At 68.9% G+C, this 12,076-nt stretch carries 10 protein-coding genes; 3 read left to right on the top strand and 7 right to left on the bottom strand.

All coding sequences use genetic code 11. The annotated features are described in order from the left end of the window. Positions 1–11: 11 nt before the first annotated feature. The 3 genes from ACXJJ3_RS14110 to ACXJJ3_RS14100 all read right to left on the bottom strand — a co-directional run bounded on the left by ACXJJ3_RS14110 (position 12) and on the right by ACXJJ3_RS14100 (position 3,117). Complete coding sequence (locus ACXJJ3_RS14110) at positions 12–887, bottom strand: carbohydrate ABC transporter permease (RefSeq protein ID WP_458170479.1); 876 nt, start codon at positions 885–887, stop codon at positions 12–14. Further along, positions 884–1,870: an ABC transporter permease gene (locus ACXJJ3_RS14105; RefSeq protein WP_458170478.1), complete on the bottom strand. Its 987-nt coding sequence runs from the start codon at positions 1,868–1,870 to the stop codon at positions 884–886. Before ACXJJ3_RS14105 ends, ACXJJ3_RS14110 begins: the two co-directional genes overlap by 4 nt. A 209-nt stretch (positions 1,871–2,079) precedes the next feature. Beyond that, a complete protein-coding gene (locus ACXJJ3_RS14100) occupies positions 2,080–3,117 on the bottom strand; it encodes a LacI family DNA-binding transcriptional regulator (protein ID WP_458170477.1) in 1,038 nt (345 codons plus the stop codon). Positions 3,118–3,311: 194 nt separating this feature from the next. Between ACXJJ3_RS14100 and ACXJJ3_RS14095 the strand changes: the two genes are divergently transcribed. The 3 genes from ACXJJ3_RS14095 to ACXJJ3_RS14085 are packed head-to-tail and all read left to right on the top strand — an operon-like array spanning position 3,312 to position 7,514. Further along, the gene (locus ACXJJ3_RS14095; RefSeq protein WP_458170476.1) at positions 3,312–5,168 is read left to right on the top strand and encodes a hypothetical protein; all 1,857 of its coding nucleotides are present in this window, start codon (positions 3,312–3,314) and stop codon (positions 5,166–5,168) included. Then, positions 5,086–6,498: a hypothetical protein gene (locus ACXJJ3_RS14090; protein WP_458170475.1), complete on the top strand. Its 1,413-nt coding sequence runs from the start codon at positions 5,086–5,088 to the stop codon at positions 6,496–6,498. The genes ACXJJ3_RS14095 and ACXJJ3_RS14090 overlap by 83 nt, the downstream gene beginning before the upstream one ends. Continuing rightward, positions 6,495–7,514, top strand: coding sequence for a hypothetical protein (locus ACXJJ3_RS14085; RefSeq protein ID WP_458170474.1), 1,020 nt, complete (start codon positions 6,495–6,497; stop codon positions 7,512–7,514). Before ACXJJ3_RS14090 ends, ACXJJ3_RS14085 begins: the two co-directional genes overlap by 4 nt. Here the strand turns inward: ACXJJ3_RS14085 and ACXJJ3_RS14080 are convergent. Genes ACXJJ3_RS14080 through ACXJJ3_RS14065 form a run of 4 tightly spaced genes read right to left on the bottom strand, consistent with a single transcriptional unit; the run spans position 7,511 to position 11,986 of the window. After that, positions 7,511–8,833, bottom strand: coding sequence for a glycoside hydrolase family 32 protein (locus tag ACXJJ3_RS14080; RefSeq protein WP_458170473.1), 1,323 nt, complete (start codon positions 8,831–8,833; stop codon positions 7,511–7,513). The two genes, ACXJJ3_RS14085 and ACXJJ3_RS14080, sit on opposite strands and share 4 nt — an antisense overlap. Further along, entirely contained in the window at positions 8,830–9,654 is an 825-nt protein-coding gene (locus ACXJJ3_RS14075; protein WP_458170472.1) for a carbohydrate ABC transporter permease, read from the bottom strand. Before ACXJJ3_RS14075 ends, ACXJJ3_RS14080 begins: the two co-directional genes overlap by 4 nt. After that, positions 9,651–10,583: a carbohydrate ABC transporter permease gene (locus ACXJJ3_RS14070; protein WP_458170471.1), complete on the bottom strand. Its 933-nt coding sequence runs from the start codon at positions 10,581–10,583 to the stop codon at positions 9,651–9,653. Before ACXJJ3_RS14070 ends, ACXJJ3_RS14075 begins: the two co-directional genes overlap by 4 nt. Continuing rightward, a complete protein-coding gene (locus ACXJJ3_RS14065) occupies positions 10,583–11,986 on the bottom strand; it encodes an ABC transporter substrate-binding protein (protein ID WP_458170470.1) in 1,404 nt (467 codons plus the stop codon). Before ACXJJ3_RS14065 ends, ACXJJ3_RS14070 begins: the two co-directional genes overlap by 1 nt. Between the last annotated feature and the right edge of the window lie 90 nt (positions 11,987–12,076).

Here is a 12,076-nt window from a genome sequence, read left to right as displayed (position 1 = left end):
ATGAAGGCGGTTCAGCCCTTGACGGCGCCGGTCAGGGCGCCCTTGGCGAAGTGTCGCTGGAGGAACGGGTAGACCAGCAGCACGGGCACGATGGACACCACCAGGACGGCCATCTGGAGTGCGGGTTGCGGCGGCAGCGCGTCGACGTTGACCTGGTCGCTGCCGATCCGGGTGTTGTTCACGACGTACGTCCGCAGCACGTACTGCAAGGTCCACTTGGACTGGTCGTTGATGTAGAGCATCACGTTGAAGAACGCGTTCCAGTAGCCGACCGCGTAGAACAGGCCGACCACCGCGAGGACAGCCTTCGACAGCGGCAGCACGATCAGCCGAAAGATCGCCCACTCGCTCGCGCCGTCGATCCGGGCGCTCTGCAGCAGCTCGTCCGGGATCCCCATGAAGAACGCCCGGACGACGATCACGTTGAACCCGCTGAGCATCGTCGGCACGATCAGCGCCCACAGGCTGTCGATCAGCCCGAGCTGCTTGACCATCAGGTAGCTCGGGATCAGGCCGGGCGAGAACAACAGGCTGAGCAGGACCAGCATCAGCATCCAGCTCCGGCCGACCATCTCCTGCGACGCCAACGCATAACCGAGCAGCGTACTGACGGCCATCGAGCACAGCGTCCCGACCGCGGTGACGAACACGCTGACCAGCAACGCGCGCGTCACCACCCCGCCGGAGAAGATCGCGCGGTACGCCTCGAGCGTCCACTCCCGCGGCAGCATCACCAGGCCGCCGGTGCGGTTCACGTCGTCCTGCCCGGCGAAGCTGGTGGTCAGTACGCCGACGAACGGGAACAGTACGAGGAAGCAGCAGACCGCCAGCGCGACCCCGCGGAAGCTGCGGGACAGCATGCCCGGCAGGGGCTGACCGTTTCTCATCGCTGGTACACCCCCGCCTCGCCGAACAGGTGGGCGATCTTGTTCGCACCGAAGACCAGCGCGGCGCCGACGAGTCCCTTCACCAGGCCGACAGCGGCCGCCGTACCCCAGTCCCCGTTGACGATTCCGTTGTTGTAGACGTACGTGTCGAGGACCTCGCTGGCCTGCTGACCGACGGCCGGCTGCTGCAGGATGATCTGCTCGAACCCGACGGTGAGCGAGTCCCCGAGCTTCAGGATCAGCAGCAGTACGACGATCCCGCGCAGACCGGGCAGCGTGACGTGCCACAGCTGGCGCCAACGGGACGCGCCGTCGACCGCCGCCGCCTCGTACTGCTCGACGTCGATCCGGGACAGCGCCGCGAGGAACAGGATCGTCGCCCAGCCGCTGTCCTTCCAGACCACCTGGCTGGTCAGTACGGCGAAGAACGCGTCCGGGTTGCCGATCACGTTCAGTACGCCCCAGCCCTGCTGGCGGAGGAACTGGTTGACCATCCCGCTGCCGCCGAGGATCTGCTGGAACAGCGAGACCACGATCACCCAGGACAGGAAGTGCGGCAGGTACAGGATCGACTGGACCAGCTTCTTCACCCGCTCCGAGAGCAGGCTGTTCAGCGCGAGGGCGAGCAGGATCGGGATCGGGAACACGAACACGGTCTGGATCAGTGACAGCACCAGCGTGTTCCGCAGCGCGGTCAGGAAGTCGCTGTCGCCGGTGAACAGCACCGAGAAGTTGTGCAGCCCTGCCCACTCGCTGCCGCGGAACCCGAGGAACGGCAGATAGTCCTGGAAGGCGATCACGTTCCCGAGCAGCGGCAGGTAGTGGAACAGGACCAGCAGCAGCATGCCGGGCGCGGCGAACAGCAGCAGCAGCCGGTCCCGCTTGATCCGGGCGGCCAGGCTCAGGCGCTGTGCGCGTGCCGGTGGACCGGCGGATGCGGCCGGCGGCGATCCCTGGTCCGCCCGCTGAACGGTCATCGTCATCGAGGTGCTCCGTGGCTGGAAGATCGTGCGCGCCTCGGGAAACCACACCGGGAACGCGCTTTCCCGAAAGCTACGGTCCGCCGAACGACGCTGTCAAGACCGAGGATCGGGTTGTAGCGCTACGAAATGCGCATGCTGTCGCTCACCCACAACCAACTACTGGGACACATTCCCGGATGCATTCCCGCCGTTTCCGGCGCGGTTGACGCTCAGGCGGGGGTGCGGGGTGGGGTGCTGGGGCCCAGGTGGACCTCGGGGGTGGAGCGGGGGATGCCGGTGACGGCGGGGCCGAGGGCGGCGTCGACGGCGGCGGCGCCCATTTCCTCGAAGGGGGAGCGGACCGTGGTCAGCCAGTCCTCCTCGCCGAACGGGTTCACCCGGCGGCGCCCGTACCCGGCGAAGGCGAGCTGCTCGGGGACGGCGTACCCCGCGGCGCGCAGGTGCTGGATCGCGCCGAGCGCGACCTCGTCCTCGGTGCAGAAGATCAGCTCGGTGTCGCGGCCGTCGGCGAGGTACGCCGCGGCCGCCGCAGCCCCGCCGGGGAAGCTCCGCTCGACGGGGTAGACCCGGCTGTCCGGCAACGCGACGCCGCCGGCCGACAACCCGGCGCGGAATCCGTCCAGCCGGTCCTGCGCGGACGGAACGAGCGGATCGGCCTTGAATACCGCGAAGTCGCGGTACCCGAGCCCGAGCAGTGCGGTGGCGAGGTCCTTCGCGCCGTCGAAGTCCGGCGGCCGGATCGCGAGCACCGGCTCGGACGGCTCGCCGACGATCACCACCCGCCCGCTCTCGCGCTCGAACTCCATCAGCTCCTGCAGCAGCTTCGAGCCCGCGGTCGGCGTGGTGTCGCGCTTTCGCACCAGGATCAGCGCCTCCGGCCGCTGCCGGCGCAGGTCGTGCACGAGGCTGCGCTCGCGGTCCGCGTCGCCCTCGGTGGACAGCAGGTTCAGCACGTACCCGCGGCGCGCCGCCTCCCGGATCGCGCCGAACGCGATCCGCGCGAAGAACTGGTCGCGGATGTCCCCGACCACCAGCGCGATCGCCGGATACCGGCCGCGGGCGGTCGCCTGGGCGGCGAGGTTCGTGGTGTACCCGACCCGCTCAGCGGCGGCCAGCACCCGCTCGCGGTACTCGTCGGCGACCTGCCGGGCGCTGCCGTTCAGCACCCGGGACGCGGTCGACGGCGACACCCCGGCCTCGCGGGCGACATCGGCCAGTCGGGTGGTCACCTTCGGTTCGTTCGGCACGCCGACATGATATCCGCACGCCTGGGACAGCGCTGTCCCAGCTTGCCGGAGCCTCCGCAACCCCGAATCCCTGCGCTAATCGGGAACTTCGAAAATAACGGACGGCAAGCGCTTGCCCACAACCACTCGGATCGGCTAGCGTCCGGGCCCTCAGGTTCCGGAACCCTCGCTCCCACGCACGGTCAGGAGTTTCGATGAATCCACGCCCGTTCCGCCGGCTGGCCGGCCCGATCGTCGCCGCCGCCCTACTCGCCGCCTCGCTCACCCCACTCACCGCGACCGCCGTCGAACCGGACGCGGTCGCAGTCCTCGGCAGCACCCCGTCGTACTCCGGTGTCGTCCGCGCCTGGCCGGGAGACGCCGACAAGGATCCGGCGCACGCCAGTACCGAGAAGGACGGCCGCCCGTGCTGGCAGCTGTCCAACGACCCGTACGTCCGCTACCTGTACGTCGATGTCGCGGACGCCGCGATCCCGGCCGGCGCGGACCGCGCGCTGGTGACCGTCGACTACTACGACGCCGGCGCGACGAACATGGACGTCCAGTACGACAGCGTGAGCAACCCGTGGACCGGCTCGTCCAACCAGCCGCTGACGGGGACGCGGACGTGGCTGTCGCACACGTTCGAGCTGTCGAAGATCAAGTTCGCGAACCGGTCGAACGGTGCCGACTTCCGGCTGGACGTGAAGTCCGCCGCGGGATCGATGCCGGACGTGTGCATCAGCCGGGTCGCGGTCACGTTCACGGACCTCCCGCAGTTGGCGATCACGAACTCGGACCTGGTGTTCCTCCAGGGCACGACGGACCTGCAGTTCGCGACGCTCGCGCCGACGGTGGACTACACGATCGGCGACGAGAACGGCGTACCGCTGCGGACCGGGCACGTGACGCCCGACGCGACCGGGCACGTGTCGGTAGCGGCACACGATCTGGCGCCGGGGTACTACACGCTCAAGTTCTCGGGCACGGTCGGCGGTGAGACGCTGACCCGGTCGACCTCGTTCGGCGTCGTCACACCCGCGCCGACGAGCCGGGACCCGTTCTTCGGTGTCGACACGCACTTCGGGCACTACACCGGCTTCGAGGACGGGCTCGCGCAGGCGATGGCCGACGTCGGCTGGGCGCAGACGCGCTCGGACATCAGCTGGTCGGCGGTCGAGACCGCGCCCGGGACGTACGACTTCCCGGCGTACTCGTTCGACGCGCGTGCCCGTCAGGCCAAGGCCCTGGGTATCTCCCCGATGGGGAACCTTGCCTACAACAACAAGTTCTACGACGGCGGCCGGACGCCGAGTACACCGGAGGGCCTGGCCGCGTTCGGCCGGTACGCGAAGGCGGCGGCGCAGTTCTACGCCCCGGTGACCAACGACTTCGGCATCTACAACGAGTTCAACGGCACCGGCTTCAACAACGGCGCCTGCGGCATCACGCCGGCCTGCTACCTCGACATGCTCAAGGCCGTCTACGCCCCGATCCACGAAGGCAACCCGAACGCGAACGTGATCGGGCCGGTGACCGCGGGCATCGACAAGACCTGGCTCGACCAGTTCTTCGCGCTCGGCGGGCTGAAGTACGTCGACTCGTTCGCGGCCAACATGTACGGCTACTCGAGCCTCGGCCCGAACACGGTCCCCGAGCAGACCGTGCTGACCAAGGAACTTCCCGCACTGGTGCAGCAGATCCACAGCCTCGATGGCGGCCGGAACCTCCCGGTCTGGATCACCGAGAACGGCTGGCCGACCCACACCGCCGGCTCGACCGAACCGCAGCAGGCCGACGACCTGATCCGCGCCCAGGTCCTCGCGAAGGCCGCCGGCGTCGACAAGTACATCTGGTACGACGCGATGGACGACGGCGACGACCCGGGCGAGCGCGAGCACCGGTTCGGGCTGTTCCGGCGGCCGACCGACGGTGTTCTCGGGGTGGCGCCGAAGCCCGGGTGCGATCTCGAACGCGGCGCTGATCCGGATGGTGTCCGGCAAGACGCTGCAGTCCCGCGAGAACCTCGGCTCGCCGACCGCGTACAGCTATCCGTACGCCGGCGGCGGTGAGACGACGCGTGTGCTGTGGTCGACCGGATCCGAGCAGGTGCAGCTGACCGCGGCAAACCCGCTGCGACTGACAGACCAGTTCGGCGCCGCCAGGACGATCACGCCGCACGACGGCAAGGTGACGCTGACGCTCGACGCCAGCCCGGTGTTCGTGACCGGCGCGGTGCAACACGCCGCCGTTGCGCCGTCCCCGCTCAGTGTCTCGGTCGGTGCGAGCACAGTTGCCGGTGACAACGTACCGGTCACTGTCACCGCGGACCGGACCAAGCCGGGCACAGGTTTGCCGGCCAAGCTCGTGGTGGGCGGTGCGGAACTGGTGACCGCGCCCGGTCAGAAGACCTCCGTCACCGTGCAGTTGCCGGCCACAACCGTCCTGGGCGACCGCCCGGTGGCCGTTGCCGTGAGCACCAAGGATCGCCAGCTCGTCGCCGGCCTGCGCTCGTCGACCACCGTCGTCGAACCACTCCTGGTGAACGCCGAACCTGTCATCGGCAACGGCTACGGTCTGAGGGTGACCCTGACCAACAACCGTGCCCGCGCCGTCACCCCGACCGCGATCCGGTACGCCGTCGGCGCCGCCGGCGGATCGGCCGCCGCACCCGAGGTCCCGGCGAACGGAACGGCGGCCGTCACGCTGCCGGTCAGCACGGTGAGCCTTTTCGACAACCTCGCCTACCGGGTCACCGTCGACGCGAAGACGATCAGCGGTACGGTCGCGTACTCGCCGATCGAGCCGAACGCGGCGCAGACGCTTCCGCCGATCGACCTCGACAAGCAGAGCAAGTTCGTTGCGATCCGCGGCGGTACCCGGACCGGCCCGGCCGACCTCGGCGGCACGGTCCGGTTCACGCACACCACGGACGCGCTGGTCGTCGACGCGCGGATCACCGACGACGTCCATCACGGCGCCCGCAGCAACGACCTGCTCTGGCAGACGGATTCGATTCAGTTCGACACGTACGACCGGCTGCCGACGGTGCTCGGTGGCCAGCGGGTCGAGATCGGTGCGGCGTTGCTCGACAGCGGTCCGGCGGTCTACACGTTCGCCGCGCCGACGGGTCAGACCGTTGGCCCGACCCCCGGTGCGACCGCCGACATCACCCGCGGCACCGGCGTCACGACGTACCGCCTGACGATCCCGTGGAAGTCGCTCGGTTTCGCCGGTCCGCCGCCCGGGGTCTTCGGGCTGTCGTTCCTGGTGAACGACGACGACTCCGGGCTGAACGGCGACGCCCGCAAGGGCTGGCTCGAATGGGGCGCGGGCGTCGGGAGCGCCCCGAAGAACCCCGCTCTCTTCCGCACCGCACAGATCGTCGGAGCCGCATCATGAACGTACTGGTCGAACGGGCGTATGCGACGTACCCGCACAACAACGGCTACTGGCACGGCGGTGTCGCGTTGGTGCGGGAGAACGACCGCGGGTTCGAGGTCGTCGGCATCGGGCTCGACGGCACCAACGAGGTCGTCCTGCTGGAGCTCGACGGCGATGGAACGCCGCCGTGGATCGACATCGCGCTGGACGCGGAGACGCTGATCGTCCCGTGGCAGAACCGGCTTGTCCTGAAGGAGTTGCGGGACGACGGTCCGGCGCGGATCGCGTACACGCCACCGGAGGGTTCGACGATGGACGGGCTGGTCGGCGTGTCCGCGGACGGCCGGCGCGCCGTCACGGTCCTGACCGCCGGCGAGGAGCGGACGCTGATCGAGATCGACCTCACGTCAGGTACGGCGGAAGCGCTGGTCACCGTGGACTGGTGGGCCAACCACGCCCACTACTGCCCGGCCGACGAGCAGTGGATCGCCTTCTCCCACGAGGGTTCGACGACGACGGTCCCCGACCGGGTCTGGGCGTACCACCCGGTCCACGCCCCGAAGGGGATTGCCGTCGCCGACCAGTTCGCGATGTCCGCGGAGCCCGGGCTGCCGGTCGCGGTCGGGCACGAGCGGTGGATGTTCCACCGTCCCGGGCTGCTGGTGGTCGCGTACGGCGTGAGCCCGGTCGGGCCGCGCGGGTTGTGGGAGGTACTGCCCGACGGCGCGGCCCGTCTGGTCAGTGCGGGGGAGCGGGACTGGCACTGCGGGATCAGCCGGGACGGCCGCTGGGCCGTCGTGGACACCAGCGGCCGCGCCGACACCCCCGGTCGCGGCTGGGAGGATGCCGAGCACAACAGCTCGATCGTTGCCATCGACACCCGAACCGGCGAACGCACCGTCCTGACCACCACCACCCACGAGAACCACCCCTACCACCCGCACCCGTCCATCACCCCGGACGGCCGCTCCGTCGTCTTCAACCACATCGACCCAACCACCCGAGGAGCAGCCGTCGTGGACTTGCCGGTCTAGCGGTCGAGGGTCCAGAAGCGGGCGTTGGGCGGTGCTTCGACGTGCCAGGTCGGCGGCGTGGTCGGGTACACGCGCGTACTGAGCACCCGCCCCGCGCTGGTGAACACCTCGAGCACCGACCCATCGAGGAAGATCCGCGCCGCGGGACGGCCGGACGACGGGTCGAACGCGCCGGACACCCGCATCCGGTCGCGATGGGCGTACGGCGAGAGGCTGGCCTCGGTCCGGTCGATCGTCAGCGTGTCCGCGTCCAGTTCGATCAGCACCCGCTCCTGCTCGCCGAAGCGGATCACCACCTGCCCGGATCCGTCCGGTACGGCGATCTCGCACTGCGGCCCCGTCGTACAGCCATCGGCCGGTACGCCGGGGCCGGTGCGCAGCGTGTCGACTGTCGGGACCGGCGCGCTCCGCACCGACCCGTCCGCGCCGAGCCGGACGACCCGGGGCAGTGCGATGATCCCGGCCCAGTCGTCCCAGCCGCCGCGGTCCCGCCCTTCGGTCAGCCACCCGAAGAGCATGGGCCCGAACCGGCTGTCGCGCATCGCCGACGCGGCGTAGAAGTTCGTCCCGTGATCGACCCGCCGCGGCGTCACCGGCCCGTCGACGTCGAACGACAGCACCTCCGCGGGGCCCGACTCCGGCGACCAGGACGCGACCACCGCGATCCGGCGGCCGTCGAGCGTCAACACCTGCGGGCACTCCCACGCGGCGCCGGTGTCCTCGCCGTCCGCGACCCGGCGGGGCAGCTCGGCGAGCGGTCCGACGTACGCCCACTCCTGCAGGTTGCTGGACCGGTAGAGCGTGATGCTCGCGCCGCGGTCGGCGTACCCGGCGCCGACGGCGAGCCACCAGGTGCCGTTCTCCCGCCAGACGAAGGGATCGCGGAACATCAGCGCGTCGTCGACCGGATCCGGGACCACCTGCCGGGCCGGTCCGAACGACGCGCCGCCGTCGTCCGACACCGCCGTCAGCACGGACTGGTACGGGCGTTCGTCGATCCGGCCGGAGTAGAACGCGCGGATCCGCCCGTTGTCGAGGACCGTGTTGCCGGACCAGCAGCCGTCGGTATCCGGCCCGCCCGGCTGCGGCGCCATCGCCGGGCGGTGCAGCGTCCAGCGGACGTAGTCGGTCGACGTCGCGTGGCCCCACTCGACCGGTACGTGCATGTCGAGCGTGGAGCGCGACTGGAAGTACAGGTGGACGTCGTCACCGACCTCGATCGGGCCGTTCGGGTCGTTCAGGTATCCGCGCGGCGGCCGGACGTGGAACGCGGGGCGGAGATGGGCGGCCGTCCGGGGGCCGGTGTGGATCTGGGTCAACGGGATGCTCCTGCCGTGATGCCTGCGATGAAGTACCTCTGGGCGAAGACGAACAGCACTACGCTCGGCAGGATCGCCAGCACGACGCCGGCCAGTACGACCGAGATCGACCCGGTGCCGAGGTTCCCCTGCAGGCCGACCAGTCCGAGCGGCAGGGTGAAGTTGTCCTGCGACTGCAGGAAGATCAGCGGCCGGTAGAACTCCGCCCAGAAGCCGGAGAAGTTCAGGATCGCCAGCGTCGCGATTGCCGGGCCGGCCATCTTGGCGTAGATCATCAGGAACGTCTGGAAGTGCCCGGCGCCGTCGATCCGTGCGGCCTCGCCCAGTTCGCGAGGCATCTGCAGGAAGTACTGCCGCATCAGGAACGTTCCGAAAGCGCTACCCAGCGCGGAAACGACCAGCGACAGCGGGCTGTCCGAGAGCCCGAGGTACCGGATGATCACGAACACCGGGATGATGATCGTCTGCAGCGGCACCATCATCGTGGCCAGAAAGATCCCGAAGATCACCGAGCGGCCCGGGAAGCTGACCATCGCGAACGCGTACCCGGACAGCGTGCAGGTGATCGTCTGCCCGGCCACGATCAGCCCGGTGACGAGCACGCTGTTCACGAAGAACCGGCCGATCGGGATCCGGTCGAAGACCGCGCTGTAGTTGGAGAAATCGGGGTGCAGCGGCAACCACTGCGGCGGGTTGCTGAACGCCTCCGCGGGCGTCCGGAGCGAGGTGGTGACCGTCCACAGCAACGGGCCGAGGGCAACCATCGCGGCGAGGACGAGGACGACGATGCCGGTGATCCGGCCGATCCGTGCGAGGCTCATTGGTAGAACACCAGCTTTCGTGCCGCGAGGAACTGCAGCCCGGTGATCACCAGGATCGCCGCCAGCAGCACGATCGCGATCGCCGACCCGTACCCGAACTGCAGGTTCTGGAAGCCCTTCTGGTACATCGAGATCGTCACCGTCGTGGTCGCCGATCCCGGGCCGCCCTTGGTCATGATGTACGGCTGGTCGAACAGCTGCATCGCGTTGATCAGGGCAACGACCGCGGCGAACAGGATCGTTGGGCTGATCAACGGGATCTTGATCCGGAACAGCGTCCGCAGCGGCCCGGCCCCGTCGATCTGGGCTGCCTCGAGTACGTCGGTCGGCACCGACATCAGCGAGGCGACGAACAGCACGAACGTGAACCCGACCTGCTGCCAGACCGCGATCAGCACGATCGTCGACGCTGCCGCGAAGCCACTGGTCAGCCACGGCACGTTCGGGATCCCGAGCAGTCCGAGGTAGTAGTTCACGACCCCGAACTTGTAGTCGAACAGGTAGCCCATGAAGATCGACACGGCCGCGGTCGAGGCCAGCAGCGGCAGGTAGAACACGGTCCGGAACAGCGTCCGGACCCAGACGAGCTTGCGCTGGTTGACCAGGACCGCGAGCGCGAGGCCGATGGTGAGCTGCAGGACGACGATCGCGACCGCCATCCCGAGCGTGACGCCGAACGACTTCAGCACCGGCCCGTCGTGGAACAGCTGCTGGTAGTTCTTCAGCCCGACGTACTGCGGGGTCGAGATCACGTCCCAGGAGAAGAACGACAGGCCGAGCGAGGCGAGGATCGGGATCGCGGTGAAGACCGCGACGAACAGCACCGACAACGCGATCATCGCGAACCCGAACCGCCCCTCGCCGTGCGCGGCCGGGTGGCTCCGGCGTTTCACCGCCGGCTTCGCCACGGCGGCGGTCGCGGCGGACATCAGCTCGCCCCCGCGGCCTTCTCGAGATCGGCCTGCAGCCCGTCGAGGGCCACCTTCGCGTTCCCCGACGAGATCGCCTGGGTGGTCCGCTGGTTCAGCGCGGTCGCGAGCGCGTTGTAGTACGGCGGAGCCGGGATCGGCGCGGTGTCCGGATGCTTGGTCAGCGTGTCGTAGAAGACCGGCCAGTGCTTCGGCCCGGTCTTCGCGTACCGAGCGGCCGTCACCAGGGACTTCCGGCCGGGCGTCGTCACGTTGCCGGGGAACACCAGGTCGAACGTCTCCGGCTGCACCAGCAGCTTCAGGACCTCCCAGGCCAGGTCCTTCTTCTTCGACGACTTGAAGATCGCGTACCCGCCGGCGCCGAACAGGTGCCGCTGGCTCTGCCACTTCGGGAACATCGTCACGTCGAAACTGCCGTTCTTCATCCCGGCGTTCGCCAGGCCGCCGGCCCAGAACCCGCCGCCGATCGACATCCCGATCCGGTTCGACGCGAACAGGCCCTGCAGCGTGCCACCACCGCCGACGTCCGGCGACGGCGACAGGCCCTTCTTGGTCAGCTCGATCATGTAGTTCAGCGCCTCGACCGTGGCGTCGGAGTTCGCCGTCGGCGCGCCCCACTTCCAGCCGCCCTTCCGCCCGGCGGCGGCAGCGTCACCGGCGTACGCCTTGTTCCACAGCCAGTCGCCGCCGTCGTACTTGCCCTCCTCGAGCAGGTTGGCGTTGTTCGCGTACATGAACGACGTCCAGCTGCCCCACAGCCGGACCACCCAGCCGAAGGCGTTGATGCCCTTGAACTTGGCGATCTTGGTGGCCGCGGACTCGAAGTCGCCGAGCGTCCAGGTCTCGCTCGGCGGTGCGACGCCGGCCCGCTGGAACAGCTCGGTGCTGTAGAACATGTTCCCGGCGTTGAAGCTGTCCGGCAGCTCCCACAGGTGGCCTTGGTACATCATCGACTCGACCAGCGCGGGGTGGATGTCGGCGAAGTACTCCTTGAGTGCCGACAGGTCCTTGGTGACGTAGTCGTCGAGCGGGATCGCGAGCTCCTTCGACGCCATCAGCTGCAGGCCCTCGGTCGCGACGCTGATGATGTCCGGCGGGGTGCCGGCGGCGATCTGGGTCAGCACCTTGGCCAGGAAGTCGTTCCAGTCGGTGCCGTTGATCGCGGAGATCTCGAACTTGATGCTCGCGTCCAGCTTGGCGATCTGGGGCTGCAGCCGGTTCTGCAGCTGGGTGGCGGCCGCCTGCTCGCCGAAGTACAGCATCTTCAGCGACTTCGACGAGCTGCCGCCGTCTTTGCTGCAGGCAGCCAGATCGGCGAGCGCGGCGAGGCTGAGACCGCCGGCGCCGGCCTTCAGGAGAGTCCGGCGGCCGAGTGTTCCGGCGGGCGGATGAATACCTGACATGGGGTTTCCTCCTTGCACCCAATACGTATTGACTCGGGACCGTAGCAGCGGCCTAGAGTGGGGTCAATACGTATTGGCCCGATCTGTGAT

Source organism: Kribbella sp. WER1, assembly GCF_054189145.1.
This window is presented reverse-complemented; position numbering and strand designations above follow the sequence as displayed.

Excerpts from the sequence above, each read along its gene's own strand:
- ACXJJ3_RS14110 (WP_458170479.1), bottom strand. The coding sequence starts at position 887 with ATGAGAAACGGTCAGCCCCTGCCGGGCATGCTGTCCCGCAGCTTCCGC.
- ACXJJ3_RS14105 (WP_458170478.1), bottom strand. The coding sequence starts at position 1,870 with ATGACGATGACCGTTCAGCGGGCGGACCAGGGATCGCCGCCGGCCGCA.
- ACXJJ3_RS14095 (WP_458170476.1), top strand. The coding sequence starts at position 3,312 with ATGAATCCACGCCCGTTCCGCCGGCTGGCCGGCCCGATCGTCGCCGCC.
- ACXJJ3_RS14090 (WP_458170475.1), top strand. The coding sequence starts at position 5,086 with ATGGTGTCCGGCAAGACGCTGCAGTCCCGCGAGAACCTCGGCTCGCCG.
- ACXJJ3_RS14085 (WP_458170474.1), top strand. The coding sequence starts at position 6,495 with ATGAACGTACTGGTCGAACGGGCGTATGCGACGTACCCGCACAACAAC.
- ACXJJ3_RS14075 (WP_458170472.1), bottom strand. The coding sequence starts at position 9,654 with ATGAGCCTCGCACGGATCGGCCGGATCACCGGCATCGTCGTCCTCGTC.
- ACXJJ3_RS14070 (WP_458170471.1), bottom strand. The coding sequence starts at position 10,583 with ATGTCCGCCGCGACCGCCGCCGTGGCGAAGCCGGCGGTGAAACGCCGG.
- ACXJJ3_RS14065 (WP_458170470.1), bottom strand. The coding sequence starts at position 11,986 with ATGTCAGGTATTCATCCGCCCGCCGGAACACTCGGCCGCCGGACTCTC.